Genomic DNA, 13,730 nt, shown 5'->3' with positions numbered 1-13,730 from the left:
CCCAGCGCGGCCGCGAGCCTCCGCGCCCCAGCGCGGCCGCGAGCCTCCGCGCCTCCGCGCCTCAGCGCGGCAACAGCCCGGCGTCGCGGCTCGCCAGCGCGAACGCCCGCCGCACCTGCGCCTCGCCGGCCTCGCGCGCCGCCGTGCGCGTGCGCAGCCCGGCCAGGCTGTCGTCGTCGAGGCGGTCGAGCACCGCCCGCGCCAGCCGGGCCGCCAGCCCGCCGGCTTGCGCCCGGCGCAGCAGCTCGCGGCACGCGTCGGGCCGGTCGCGCAGCGCCAGCACCGCCCGCCACAGCCCGCGCTGGCGCGACGTCCCCTGGGCCGCGTCGGCCTCCTCGCACAGCGTCTCGGCCGCGGTCGCCACCGAGCTCGCGTCGGACCAGCTCCACGGCACGCGCACCGGCCACTCGCGCGTCCCCTGCTCCGGCGGCGCCGGCACCAGCTTGCGCGACTCGCCGATCCTGCGGGTCAGCAGCGCCTGGAACTCGCCCAGATCGCGCTGGCTCAGGATCGCCTGCAGCGACTCGATCACCGGCACGAGCCCGAACGGCGCCGGCTGCTCGCCCGCGAGGAACAGCGCCCGCTGCAGCGCCAGCTCGACGAAGCCGTGGTCGGCCAGGCGATCGAGCTCGTTCGGCAGCGGCAGCAGGGCCTCGGGCGTCTGCGTCACCCCGCGCGACTTGAGCCGCTCCGCCACCCCGCTGCCCTGCAAGTAACGGCGGGCCCGCTGGCGCTCGACCGCCAGCAGCGCGTCGTCACCCGCGTGGGCCGTGCGCTCCACCGCCAGCATCACCCGCATCAGCTCGTCCTCGGTCGCCGCGAACAGCGGCTCGAGCCCGGCCACGCGCCGCTGCCAGTACGTCTGACAGAACCCGCGACCGAAGTGGAGGAACCGCCCGGCCAGCAGGCGCCCGAACGGCGGCAGCGGCTGGTCCGGCGGCAGCCCCAGCTGCGCCAGCGCCTCGCGGTGGACCCGGGCCAGCAGCGCCGCCGACCGCGTCCGCTGTTCGTGCGTCAGCCCGCTCGCTGTCTGGGCCCCGATCGCTCGCAGCACCCCGCCGAGCACCGCCTCGTCGATCGGGCTCACGATCGCCGTGACCGGGTCGGGCGCCTCCGCCGGGTTGAGCGAGCCCGCGGCCGGGCGATCGATCGCCGCCAGCCGGGCCAGCCCCGCCAGATCGGGCGCCGCCGCCAGCTTCGGCGCCAGCGCGGCCGCCTCCGCCGGGCTGCCCGCCTGCAGCAGCGCGGCCCGCAGCGCCGCCGGACTCGCCTGAACTTCCGGACATGTCCAAACGAGCAGCACCGCGTCCTCGCCGGAGCCCGCGGCCGCGCCCGCCGCCAGCCCGGCGCAGTCGCCCTCGGACCGCGCCGGCGTCGGCTCGCCGACCGGGCTCGGCGCGCCCGACCCGAGGTCGGCCTTGACCCCCGGCAGCACCTCGACCGCCGGCGGCCCGCAGCCGAGCGCCAGCGCCAGCGCCGCTGCCCCGAAGGACATGCCCCTTCGCACCTGCCCCGAACGCCCTGTCCCCACGGACATGTCTCTTCGTACCTGTCGCATCGCGCTCACTGGTCCACGAGCCGGCGGATGACCTCGCGGATCCGCGTCAGCCCGCCGGAGGTGCGGCGCATGAACTCGACGCCGACCCCGTCGGGGTGCTGGGTGTTGCGCACGACCGAGGTCAGCTCGAGCGGGCGCGCGCCCCCCGGGGTCGTGATCTCGATGATGATCTCCTCCCCGAGCGTGAGTCCCGCGTCCGTCAGGAGCAGCGCGCCGGCCTCGGAGATCTCCGAGATCGTCGCCGGCATCAGGTCATTGCCGTCGCTGCGCCGCCAGCGGATCTCGACCAAAACCGGCTGGCGCAGGTGCCGTCGCCGCGGTGCCATGGTCGCCCGCCCGAGCGCCACCTCGCGGAGAAACTGAAGCTTGCGCCACTCGCTCCCCGCGCAGCGGAGCACCCCACCGGCGCGGACGCGCAGGCGCGGGCGCGCCATGTGCCATTTCTTGCCGATCGCGCGGACCAGCATCTTCCCGTTCATGCCGGTGAAGAACACCTCCGCGAGCACTTCTTCGCCGGGCTCGAAGCGCTCGGTCGTGAAGACCTGCAGCGCCTGATCGTCGCCGGCCGCGCGCAGCGCCGCCGTAAAGGCCTCTCCGGACGCGTAATGGCAGCGGATCCGTCGCACCGTGGCAACCTGGGCGGGCGACAACATAGCAGCCCGGCGCGCGGCCTCGCAACCCTGCGCCGGCGCGGGGTACTCTGCGCGGGCTGCCTGCCATGAGCGCCGCCGCCAATCGCCCACGCCCGCTCGTGCTCGTGCCGACCTACAACGAGCGCGACAACGTCGAGCCGATCACCGCGGCGATCCTCACCGCGCTGCCCGACGCGCGCGTGCTCATCATCGACGACGCCAGCCCCGACGGCACCGGCGCCCTCGCCGACGGCCTCGCCGCCGCCGACGCCCGCGTCCACGTCCTCCACCGCGCCGCCAAGCAGGGCCTCGGCCGCGCCTACCTCGCCGGCATCGACTGGGCCCTGCGGCACGAGGACAGCTTCACCCACATCATCACCATGGATGCCGACTTCTCGCACGACCCCGCCTACCTGCCGGGCCTGGTCGCCGCGGTCGGCGAGACCGGCGCCGACTTTGCGATCGGCTCGCGCTACGTGCCCGGCGGCGGCACCCGCGGATGGAGCCTCGGGCGCCGCCTGCTGTCGCGCGGCGGCGGCCTCTACGCCCGCACCCTGCTCGGCCTCGGCCTGCGCGACCCGACCGCCGGGTTCGTCTGCTACGGCCGCGCCGCTCTCGCCGCCCTCGATCGCAGCGCCGTGGCCGCCAGCGGCTACGGCTTCCAGATCGAGATGAAGTACCGCCTCGTGCGCGCCGGCAGGCGCGCGCGCGAGCTGCCGATCGTGTTCCCCGACCGCGAGCGCGGCGCGTCGAAGATGACGCCCGCGATCGCCCTCGAGGCCGTCGGCCTGTGCCTCCGCCTCCGTCTCCGCCGGTCCTGAAGGACATGCCCGTTTCACCCTGTCCCTTCCACCCTGTCTCATCCGACATGTTCTGAAGCTATGCCGTCATCCCGCGTGTACCTGTCCACCATCGGCCGCCCCCTCGACCCCGCTGAGGCGGCGGTGCCCGTGCTCGACCGCGGGTTCTTGTTCGGCGACGCCGTGTTCGAGACCCTGCGCACCGCCAGCGGCCGCCCCGTCTCCTGGGCGGCCCACACCGCCCGCCTGCGCCGCAGCGCCGACGGCATCGGCCTCGACCTGCCCTGGTCGGACGCCGACCTGCGCGTGCACTTCGACGCCACCCACGCTGCCACCGGCAACGCCGACAGCCTGGTGCGGATCGTCGTCACCCGCGGCGTCGGCCCGCTGATGCTCGACCCGCGCAAGGCGCTGACGCCGACGCTGGCCGTGCTGGCGATCCCGCTCGACCTGCCCGACGCGGCCGGCTACTCCCGCGGCCTGCGGGCGCGGATCGTCGACGTCACGCGCGCCCCGGCCAGCGCGCTCGACCCCGCGTTCAAGACCGCCAACTACCTGCCCAACATCCAGGCCCTGCGCCAGGCCCTGGCCGCGGGCGACGACGAGGCGGTGCTCGTCAACCCAGCCGGCCTGGTCGCCGAGGGCGCGACCAGCAACGTGTTCGCGGTCCTCGGCGGGGTCCTGTTCACCCCGCCGATCTCCGACGGCATCCTGCCCGGCATCACCCGCGCGGTCGTGCTCGAGCTCGCCGCCTCGCTGGCGATCTCCGCCCAGGAGTCGTCGCTGCACCCGTTCGACCTGCGCGCCGCCGACGAGGTGTTCCTGACCTCCTCGGTGCGCGGCCCGATCGCCGTCACCACCCTCGACGGCTTCCCGGTCACCGACGGCCGCGAGGGCCCGCTGACCCTCCGCCTCCGCCAGGCCTACGAGGCCGGCCTCGCGTCGCTCTGAGCGACACGAGCCCGCGCCTGTCCCTCGGGACACCCGGCCGCCTCCCCGGGCGGCCGGCCCCTCGCTGTCGGAGCATGTCCCTTCGAGCATGCTCGTTCGGCCATGACCCTTCGAGCATGTCCCTTCGCGCATGCTCGTTCGGCCATGCCCCTTCGAGCATGTCCGCTACGCGGACGATTCGGGCACGCCCGTTCGCCGCGCAGCCGCCCCTCACTCGCGGCCGCGCGCTGCGGATGACCCTTCGGCCATGTCCGCCTCGATCTGCCCGGTGCAGCGGTCGCGCTCGACCACCCGCGGCTTCGCCTTGTTGGTCGCCGTGATCCGCGTCGTCGCCCCGCGACCGGTCCGCAGCCAGCGGTCGTCTCGCGCCCCGGTTCGACCGTCCTCTGCCGTCACGTGAAGCGACCCGCCGCGGCGCCGGGGCGACGACGCGCACTCGCCGGGCACCAGCGCCGTCCCGCCCGCGCGGACCACCAGGGCCCGGTCGGGCTCGGCGAGCACGCAGATCCGCGGCGGATCGGCCGGGCGGCAGGCCCGCGCGTCGGTCCGCTCCCATCCGGACCGGGCCGCGCATCCGAGCGTGAGGAGCGCCGCCGCCCACGCCAGCGCGGTGTGGCACACTCGACGGTGATGGCCGCCCGTCGTCCTCGCCGCTCGTTCGCCCGCGGTCCGCAGCCGCTCGCCGACGCCGTGTGGCGGCTGGTCAAGACCATCGTCCCCGACCACATGGTCCGGCTGGTCTACGTCCGCGCCGCCTGGGAGCGGCTCAACATGCCGTGGCTGCGCGGGCGCGCCTATCCGCTCGCGGTCGTGCGGGACGAGGTCATCGTCGTGGTCGAGGACAGTCAGTACCACCACGAACTGATGTACTCGCGGGACCAGCTCCTGGGCAAGCTCCAGCAGCTGGCCCCCGAGGCCCGCCTCGGCGGCCTGAGGTTCCGCCTCGGCGCCGTCCCTACGCCCAGCCCGCGCCCGCTCGCCCTGCCCGCAGCCGCGCTCGCTCCGCCGACCATGACGGCCGAGCCCAGCGACGCCACCAGCCGCGCCATGTCCGACGTCAGCGACCCCGAGCTGCGCCAGGCGATCGCCGGCGCCCGCATCTTGCTCGGCCGCTGACCACCGCTCCGCAGCCACCCGCGCGACCTGTCCCGAAGTACACCCGCCCCCGGCCCCGCGTCCCCGCGCGACCTGTCCCAAAGTTCCCCCGATCTCCGGCCCGCCCCAAGCCCCGCGCGACCTGCCCCGAAGTTCATCCGGCCTCCCGCGCGACCTGTCCCGAAGTTCATCCGGCCTCCCGCGCGACCTGTCCCGAAGTTCACCTCGAACCTCCGCCTCCGAAGCGTCGCGCGACACTTCCCCCTCCGAGCCACCGCACCCGCGCCTGTCCCGAAGTTCATCTCGATCCTCATCGACCTGTCCCGAAGTTCACACCGCCCTTCGAGAACTTTCCCGCGCCTCCCATGCTGCTCGCCTCGCGCCTCACCCTTCTCGCCTGCGTCCTCGGCCTCGCCGCCTGCGGCGCTGGCGAACAGCGGCCCGAGCCCGCCGCGGAGCCCACCCAGCCGACCGCGACCGCGACCGGCTCCGGCCTCGCCGGCCTGTTCGCGCGCAGGGAGCAGGAGTGGCGCTTCGAGTTCAAAGATCCGCGCCCGGGGCCGCGCGCGCCCGTCACCGTCGCCATGCACACCGACGTCGGCCGCCACCACGTCGCCGACGCCGAGGCCCTCGCCGCGCGCCTCGGCCTCGCCTGCGGCGACACCTCGATCCGCGCCAGCATGGAGGGTCGCCGCAAGGTCGAGCGCAAGCGCCTCGAGGACGCCCGCGCCCGCGGCGAGGACGCTGTCACCGCCGCCTCGTGGCTCGATCGCAAGAGCAAGCGCGAGGCCAACCCGCAGGTCCGCTTCAGCTGCCCCAAGACCCGCAGCGAGCAGCTCACCGATCGCCCGCGGCCGCGGTCCGAGGGCCGCCTGCTGTTCGTGTTCGACAGCGTCGATCATCCGCTGCGCCACGTCTCGTACCAGCGCACCGCCAAGGACCCCGCGCCCGCGCTCGCCGACTACGAGGACGCCGTCGCCCACTACACCCGCGTCTACGGCCCACCCACGCGCGTCCCCTCGCGCGAGCTGCCCGCGCCCGGCCCCGATGGCGCGGTCGACATCCCCGTCGCCACCAACTTCGAGACCGAGTGGGCCTTCTCCGATCTGCTGGTGAAGGTCAGCCTGCTCCGCTACGCCAGCCTCATCACAGTCGGCGAGCGCGTCGAGGTCCCGCCGGGGATCCGTCCTGACGCCCCGCAGCTCGGCAAGCCCGCGCCCGCAGACGCCGCCGACCCGCCCGCGACGCCGATGACGAGCCCCGCCACGCCGCTCGCCGCCGGCCAGTCCGCCGCCGCCGCGAGCCCGCCCCCGGTGGCCCCATCCGCCCCGGCCGGCTGAGCCGCGGGCCGGCCGCCGCGCCTCTCCTTTAATTAATCCAGCAAAGTCGCCGACCGCTCGCCTGGCCCCGCCCCGGTCATTGCGCCGCGCAGGTCGGGCCGCCATCATGCGGCCCTCGTCCGCTCGTGGAGATCTGGATCGCCATCAACGACTGGCTGACGGCCATCAACGCGGTCTTGTGGCACGACAGCGTGCTCTACGCCGTGATGGCCACCGGCCTCTTGTTCACCGTGTGGAGCGGCTTCTGCCAGTACCACGCGCTCACCCACGGCGTCGCCATCATCCGCGGCGACTACGACAAGCCCGACGCGCCCGGGGCCATCAGCCACTTCCAGGCCCTCTCCGCCGCGCTGTCGGCCACCGTGGGCCTCGGCAACATCGGCGGGGTCGCCGTCGCCATCGCGCTCGGGGGCCCGGGCGCGGTGTTCTGGATGTGGATGGTCGGCATCGCCGGCATGGCGCTCAAGACCACCGAGGTCACGCTGTCGATGCTGTACCGGCGCACCGACAACCCGGACGAGCCGAGCGGCGGGCCGATGTGGGTCGCCGACGACGGCCTCGCCCAGCGCAGCGAGAAGCTGCGGCCCGTCGGCCGCGTCCTCGGCGTCCTGTTCTGCATCACCCTCCTCATCAGCACGCTCACCGGCGGCAACATGTTCCAGGCGTGGAACGTCGGCATCGTCACCGAGGAGAGCTTCGGCGTGCCGCAGCAGGCCGTCGGCGTCGTGCTCGCGCTGTTGGTCGGCGCCGTCATCCTCGGCGGCATCAAGCGGATCGGCGCCGTCGCGGGCGCCCTGGTCCCGGCGATGTGCTTCCTCTACCTCGCCGCCGCCCTCTACGTGCTCGCGGTCCACGTCGCCGACATCCCGGCGATGCTGCGCCTCATCGTCGCCTCCGCCTTCTCCCCAGCCGACGCCGCCGGCGCGTTCGTCGGCGGCACCTCGGGCGCCGCCTTCGTGTGGGGCATGAAGCGGGCCCTGTTCTCGAGCGAGGCCGGCCAGGGCACCTCGCCGATCGCCCACTGCGCCGCGCGGACCGACGAGCCCGTGCGCGAGGGCGTGGTCGCCGGCCTCGAGCCCTTCATCGACACCCTCGTCGTCTGCACCCTCACCTCGCTGGTCGTGCTGGCCAGCGGCGCCTGGTGTCGCGACGGCGAGGCCTCGCTGTCCGCCCCGCCGGCCGCGGTCCAGATCGAACCTGGCTGTTGGGACCTGTCCGATACGCCATTGCCCGAGAAACATGCGCAGGCGCTGGCGATCACCGGCACCGGCTGGCGGCCCGGCGACGGGGTGTTCATGCTCGCGCGCTACGGCCCGATCGATCCGGCCACCGGCGGCGACCTGCAGCGAGTCAGCGGCGTCGTCGCTGTCGGGGCGGGAGATCGCCTCTATGTCGACTGGTCTCCGGTGGGCTCCCCGGCGGCGCCGCTCGCCAGCGCGCCTGCGCTCGCAGGCCTCGACGTCTACAAGGACTACGTCGGCGCCGCGCTGACCAGCCACGCCTTCGATCGCGTGGCCCCGGGGCTCGGGAAGTGGCTCGTGGCCGTGGCCTCGTGGCTGTTCGCGGTGTCGACCATGATCTCGTACGCCTATTACGGCGAGCAGGGCATGGTCTACATGGCGGGACGGCGGTCAGTCGTCCCGTACAAGATCGTCTACTGCCTGAGCATCCTGCTCGCCTGCGCAGGCTGGATCAGCACCGAGGCTGAACTCGACAACATCACCTCGGTCGGCACTGGCGTGATGCTGTGGGTCAACATCCCGATCACGCTGCTGTTCGCCGGCGTGACGATGCGGGCCTACCGCGAGTACTTCGCGCGCCTACGCGCGGCAAAGCGGCGGTGACACCTGTCCGCGCGCCGCGGTCCGTGACTCCGCGCGCATCGGCCGAAGCGCGCCGCGGCGAGGCCCGCCAAATGGCCCCAGAAGCCCGTTTCAGCCGGTTTTGCCGACCCGGCGCGTCCACGCGCATGCGCACGGGCGCCGGGCGCAGCGGCCGGCGCGCCCCGCGAATTGCGGCGCATGGCCCAAAGAACAGCCGATCTACGGCTCGGGGTGCACCTCGGCGAACACGGGGCAAGGACCGCAGCCCGCCGACGAAAGCCGAGGCCGCGACCGACCCGTGGGCCTTTGTCGCAGCGACGCCTCGCGATATAAAGGTCGAGCGAGACTGGAGCGCCGCGAATGACCGAGTCCCTGACGCGTTTTGAACTCCCCCAGAGCGCAATTCCGACACGTTGGTACAACATCCAGGCCGATCTTCCGCGCCCGCTCCCCGTGGTCCTGCACCCCGGTACCAAGAGCCCGGTTACTCCAGACGACCTGCTGCCGCTGTTCCCCGCGGAGATCATCAACCAGGAGGTCTCGCGCGAGCGCTTCATCGACATCCCGGAGGAGGTCCGGGAGATCTACAAGCTGTGGCGCCCCACGCCGCTGATGCGGGCCAGGCGCCTGGAGAAGGCCCTCGGGACCACGGCGAAGATCTACTACAAGTACGAGGGCGTCTCGCCGAGCGGCAGCCACAAGCTGAACACCGCGATCCCGCAGGCCTTCTACAACAAGCAGGCCGGCGTCGTCGGCCTGACCACCGAGACCGGCGCGGGTCAGTGGGGCACTGCCCTGTCGCAGGCCTGCAACTTCTTCAACCTCGAGTGCCACGTCTTCATGGTGAAGGTCAGCTTCCACCAGAAGCCGTACCGGCGCGCGATCATCCAGAGCTTCGGCGCCAACGTCACCGCCAGCCCGAGCGACCGCACCGAGTCGGGGCGATCGATCCTGGCCCAGGATCCGGACAGCACCGGCAGCCTCGGCATCGCCATCAGCGAGGCCGTCGAGATGGCGGCCAAGAGCGGCGGCAAGTACAAGTACGCGCTCGGCTCGGTGCTGAACCACGTGCTGATGCATCAGTCGGTCATCGGCCAGGAGGCGATGCTGCAGCTCGACCGCGCCGGTGACAGCCCCGACATCATCGTCGGCTGCGTCGGCGGCGGCAGCAACTTCGCCGGCATCGCCGTGCCCTACCTGCGCGACAAGATCGTCCACGGCCGCAACGTGCGGGTCGTCGCGGTCGAGCCCGCGGCCTGCCCGACCCTCACGCGCGGCGTGTACGCCTACGACTACGGCGACACCGCCGGCATGGCGCCGATGGTCAAGATGCACACGCTCGGCGCCAAGTTCATCCCGCCGCCGGTGCACGCGGGCGGCCTGCGCTACCACGGCGTCGGCAGCGTCATCAGCGAGCTGTACGACCAGAAGCTGATCGAGGCCTACTCGGTCCCGCAGCTCGAGGCCTTCAAGTCGGCGGTCACCTTCCTGCGCGCCGAGGGCATCGTCCCCGCGCCCGAAGCCGGCCACGCCGTGGCTCAGGTGATCCGCGAGGCCATCCGCGCCAAGGAAGAGGGCACCTCGCCGGTGATCCTGTTCAACCTCTGCGGCCACGGCCACTTCGACATGACGGCCTACGACGCCTACTTCCGCGGCGAGCTGACCGACTACGCCTACCCGCAGGCGGCGATCGAGGCGGCGTTGGCCGAGCTGCCCGAAGTCAACATGTGAGCGCGGTATCGTCCGCTGAGGACTTCGACGCGTCGCGGGTGCAGCCCGCGCCGCGTCGTCGTCGCGACGTCGGTGTGGGTCCGCGGGCACCGACCTCACGTCGTGCAGATGCAGCGGTGACTCTTGTTTTTGCGCTCCGGTTCTCCGACCATCATGAACACTGTGCAGGCCGACGACGCAGCCAGCACCGCGCCCCCGGGTGACGCGGCCGGACCCACCGGGCCTGTGCCTGCGCCTCGTCCCGAGCCGTTGACCCCGCTGCTGCTGTGCTCGGCGGCCTTCGCCGGCTCGGCGACCGCCGCTCTGTGCCGCTCGTCCGGCGAGCTGCGACCCGTCGCTCCGCGCGAGCTCGGCACCGTCGTCGCCACGCGGCGCGCCGGTCGGTCGTGCATCGTCCTCCTCGACGAGCACCTCCTCTGCGACGACGGCCGCGTCGAGCTCCAGCCCGTCGGCCCCACCCGCATCATCAGCATGTTGCCGGGCTCCGGCGCCGACGCGCTGCAGCAGCGCTTCGGCGACGTGCTCTCCTCGATCCTGTCCCCGGAGCCAGGTGCCGCCGCGCTCCAGGTCGCGCTCCGCACCGCCCTCCGCGACGCCGCCGCCGACGATCGTCTGCTCGGCCTCGAGGCCGAGCGTCGCCGCCTCGCCGGCGAGATCACCAAGCTCAATCGCATCGGCATCGCCCTGTCGACCGAGCGTGATCAGGAGCGGCTCCTCGACTTCATCCTCACCACCGCCCGCGACTTCACCTGCTCCGACGCCGGCTCGCTCTACATCGTCGAGAAGGACGCGTCCGGCACCAGGCGCCTGCGCTTCAACAACTCGCAGAACGACTCGCTGCCGCACCTCGAGCTGGTCAAGTTCACCATCCCGGTCTCGAAGAGCACCCTCGCCGGCTACGTCGCCGTCACCGGCGAGCCCGTCAACATCCCTGACGCCTACCTGCTCGATCCCAAGGCCGAGTACAGCTTCAACCCCGCCTTCGATCAGCGCACCGGCTACCGCACGCGCAGCATGCTCGTGCTGCCGATGAAGAACCAGGACGACCAGGTCATCGGCGTCCTCCAGCTCATCAACCGCAAGATCTCGCGCACCGCCACGCTGACGGCCGCCGACATCGACAGCGTCGTCCTCCCGTACGACGACGCCGCGCTCGAGCTGACGCTCTCGCTCGCCAGCCAGACCGCGATCTCGCTGACGAACAACCAGCTCTACGAGGGCCTCCAGGAGAGCCTCGTCGAGCTCAAGCAGACCCAGGCCCAGCTCGTCCAGGGCGAGAAGCTCGCCAGCCTCGGCCAGCTCACCGCCGGCGTCGCCCACGAGATCAACAACCCGCTGGCCTTCAGCCGCAACAACACGCACCTCGCCCACGAGCGCGTCCTCAAGGTCGCGCGGCGGCTCGCGGTCCAGCGCTGGCTCGAGGCCGACGCCGGCGGCGACCCGCATGCGCGCGTCAGCGCGGCCCGGGCGATCCTCGACAAGCTGAAGGAAGACAAAGACATCGGCTCCGACGCCAAGGACGTCATCGCCGACCTCGGCAGCATGCCCGCGCCGAAGCAGCTCGAGCTGCTCAAGATGTTCTTCAGCTACGTCAGCCAGAGCCGCGAGCAGAAGGAAGGCTCGCTCGACGAGGTCCTCGCGCGCACGCAGAAGGTGCTCGAGGAGTGCTTCATCGGCCTCGATCGCATGGCCGAGATCGTGCTCGGGCTCCGCAACTTCGCCCGCCTCGACGAGGCGCAGTTCCAGAACGCCGACATCGACGAGGGGATCCGTCAGACCCTGATGATCCTCTCCAACAACGCGCGCGACCAGGGCGTCAAGTTGACGTCCGACCTCACGCTGACGCGCCCTTACGCCTGCTTCCCTGCCAAGCTCAACCAGGTAGTACTGAACCTCGTGAACAACGCGATCGACGCCACCCCGCGCGGGGGCGAAGTTCACGTGGACACGCGGGTCAACGGCGCCTGGGTCGAGATCGCGGTCAAGGACGACGGCGAAGGCATCTCGGAAGCCAACCTCTCGAAGATTTTCGATCCCTTCTTCACCACCAAGCCGGTCGGCAAGGGGACAGGATTGGGCCTGTCGATCAGCTACCGGATCGTGATGGAGCACCAGGGGACCATCGCAGTGACGCGCAATGAAACGGCGGGGGTAACCTTCCTCATTCGGATCCCGACCGAGCCCAAGGACCCGGGCACGAGGACCGAAGGGGCCGCCAAGGCCGCGGAGAGCCCATGAGCAGAGCCAGACAGATCATCCCGTACAAGGCGAAGGTCGTCGAGCCGATCGCGCTGCTCCCTTATGAGGAGCGGGTCCGGCGGATCGAGGCGTGCGGCAACAACTTGTTCCGCCTCGCATCGCACGACGTGTACATCGACCTCGTGACCGACTCCGGCACCGGAGCCCTCTCGGCGGCCCAGATGGGCCGCATGATGATCGGCGACGAGGCCTACGCCGGTTCACGCTCCTTCTTCGAGATGGAGCGGCAGATCCGCGAGACGATGGGGTACCGCTACACCATCCCGACCCACCAGGGTCGCGCCGCCGAGCGCGTGCTCGACTTCGTGCTGATCAAAAAGCACATGATCGTGCCCGGCAACTCGCACTTCGACACGACCAAGGCGCACATCGAATTCGCCGGCGGCCGCGCGATCGACTGCACGATCGACGCCGGCCGCAGCTCGACGGGCTACCACCCGTTCAAGGGCGACGTCGACCTGGCCAAGCTCGAGAGCGTCATCCGCGAGTACGGCCCGCGCCACGTCGCGTACATCCTGATGACGGTCACCTGCAACTCGGGCGGCGGTCAGCCGGTGTCGATGGAGAACATCCGCGAGGTGCGGCGGATCGCCGACCAGTACGGCCTCCTCGTCATCCTCGACGCCGCGCGCTTCGCCGAGAACGCGTGGTTCATCAAGCACCGCGAGCCCGGCTACGCGACCAAGACGATCCCGGAGATCGTCGCCGAGATGTGCAGCTACACCGACGCGGCGATCATGAGCGCGAAGAAGGACGCGCTCGTGCCGATGGGCGGGTTCATCGCCGTGCGCGACGACCTGCTGTACGAGCGCCTCAAGGCGCCGACGATCCTGTTCGAGGGCTTCTACACCTACGGCGGCATGTCGGGCGCCGACATGGAGGCGTTGGCGCAGGGCCTGCGCGAGGTCACCGAGGAGCCGTACCTCACCTACCGCATCGGTCAGGTCAAGCGCTTCGGCGAGCTGCTCAGCGCCGCTGGCGTGCCGCTGGTCGAGCCGCTCGGCGGTCACGCGGTGTTCATCGACGCGCGGCGCTTCTTCGGCAACGTGCCCGAGGACGAGTTCCCCGGCCAGCTGCTCTGCGTCGAGCTCTACAAAGAGGGCGGAGTGCGCGCGGTCGAGGTCGGCAGCGTCCTCATCGGCCGCGATCCTGACACCGGCGAGAACATCCGCCCCAACCTCGACCTGTGCCGGATCACCATCCCGCGCCGCGTCTACACCATGGAGCACCTCGAGTACGTCGCCGACGTGGTGCGCACCGTGTTCGAAGAGAAGGGCCAGCGCATGCGCCACGGCCTTCGCTTCGAGGTCGAAGCCCCCGGAATTCGCCACTTTGCGTCCACTTTCCGCTACGTGCGCGGAGCGGACGGTGGTACAGGAGATTTACTGTGACCACTCACGCGCGAAAAGGCCCTAGCAGGCCTCACGGGTCGCTTTCGAGGTCCTCCGGGCGCCACGGCCTCCCCGGCCCTGGCTCGCTCCACCAGCGCTCCTGCGAGCGGCTCCAAGGGGCCCTTGCGAACCGGATGCGCCCCTGCCACC

The 13,730-nt window shown here is 71.8% G+C and carries 11 protein-coding genes; 8 read left to right on the top strand and 3 right to left on the bottom strand.

Features of this window, described 5'->3' with window-relative positions; all coding sequences use genetic code 11:
• Positions 1-61: 61 nt before the first annotated feature.
• Together POL25_RS39140 and POL25_RS44730 are read right to left on the bottom strand one after the other, a co-directional pair.
• On the bottom strand, positions 62-1,495 hold the full coding sequence (locus tag POL25_RS39140) for a hypothetical protein (RefSeq protein ID WP_272091508.1): 1,434 nt from the start codon (positions 1,493-1,495) through the stop codon (positions 62-64).
• A gap of 68 nt (positions 1,496-1,563) precedes the next feature.
• Positions 1,564-2,184: a PilZ domain-containing protein gene (locus tag POL25_RS44730; RefSeq protein ID WP_272091507.1), complete on the bottom strand. Its 621-nt coding sequence runs from the start codon at positions 2,182-2,184 to the stop codon at positions 1,564-1,566.
• A gap of 92 nt (positions 2,185-2,276) precedes the next feature.
• Here POL25_RS44730 and POL25_RS39130 point away from each other — a divergent pair, with 92 nt between their 5' ends.
• Complete coding sequence (locus POL25_RS39130) at positions 2,277-3,011, top strand: polyprenol monophosphomannose synthase (protein WP_272091506.1); 735 nt, start codon at positions 2,277-2,279, stop codon at positions 3,009-3,011.
• Positions 3,012-3,071: 60 nt separating this feature from the next.
• Positions 3,072-3,941 (top strand): aminotransferase class IV, encoded by an 870-nt coding sequence (locus tag POL25_RS39125; RefSeq protein WP_272091505.1) that lies wholly within the window; start codon positions 3,072-3,074, stop codon positions 3,939-3,941.
• Between the two features lie 210 nt (positions 3,942-4,151).
• On the opposite strand, the gene POL25_RS39120 is transcribed toward POL25_RS39125, so the two are convergent.
• The gene (locus POL25_RS39120; RefSeq protein ID WP_272091504.1) at positions 4,152-4,562 is read right to left on the bottom strand and encodes a hypothetical protein; all 411 of its coding nucleotides are present in this window, start codon (positions 4,560-4,562) and stop codon (positions 4,152-4,154) included.
• Positions 4,563-4,571: 9 nt separating this feature from the next.
• Between POL25_RS39120 and POL25_RS39115 the strand changes: the two genes are divergently transcribed.
• The 6 genes from POL25_RS39115 to POL25_RS39090 all read left to right on the top strand — a co-directional run bounded on the left by POL25_RS39115 (position 4,572) and on the right by POL25_RS39090 (position 13,580).
• Complete coding sequence (locus POL25_RS39115; protein ID WP_272091503.1) at positions 4,572-5,057, top strand: DciA family protein; 486 nt, start codon at positions 4,572-4,574, stop codon at positions 5,055-5,057.
• Between the two features lie 344 nt (positions 5,058-5,401).
• Positions 5,402-6,376, top strand: a complete 975-nt coding sequence (locus POL25_RS39110) for a hypothetical protein (RefSeq protein WP_272091502.1) — start codon at positions 5,402-5,404, stop codon at positions 6,374-6,376.
• Between the two features lie 125 nt (positions 6,377-6,501).
• Entirely contained in the window at positions 6,502-8,220 is a 1,719-nt protein-coding gene (locus POL25_RS39105) for an alanine/glycine:cation symporter family protein (protein WP_272091501.1), read from the top strand.
• 339 nt (positions 8,221-8,559) lie between these two features.
• Positions 8,560-9,930 carry a TrpB-like pyridoxal phosphate-dependent enzyme gene (locus tag POL25_RS39100; RefSeq protein ID WP_272091500.1) on the top strand — a complete coding sequence of 457 codons (1,371 nt, stop codon included), beginning with the start codon at positions 8,560-8,562 and terminating at the stop codon, positions 9,928-9,930.
• Positions 9,931-10,155: 225 nt separating this feature from the next.
• Positions 10,156-12,168 (top strand): GAF domain-containing sensor histidine kinase, encoded by a 2,013-nt coding sequence (locus POL25_RS39095; RefSeq protein WP_272091499.1) that lies wholly within the window; start codon positions 10,156-10,158, stop codon positions 12,166-12,168.
• On the top strand, positions 12,165-13,580 hold the full coding sequence (locus POL25_RS39090) for a tryptophanase (RefSeq protein ID WP_272091498.1): 1,416 nt from the start codon (positions 12,165-12,167) through the stop codon (positions 13,578-13,580). The genes POL25_RS39095 and POL25_RS39090 overlap by 4 nt, the downstream gene beginning before the upstream one ends.
• Positions 13,581-13,730: the final 150 nt, after the last annotated feature.

The organism is Nannocystis bainbridge, assembly GCF_028368995.1.
In the GTDB taxonomy this organism is placed as follows: Bacteria; Myxococcota_A; Polyangia; order Nannocystales; family Nannocystaceae; genus Nannocystis; species Nannocystis bainbridge.
Note: the sequence above shows the minus strand (reverse complement) of the source record. Positions and strands in the feature narration are given on the sequence as shown.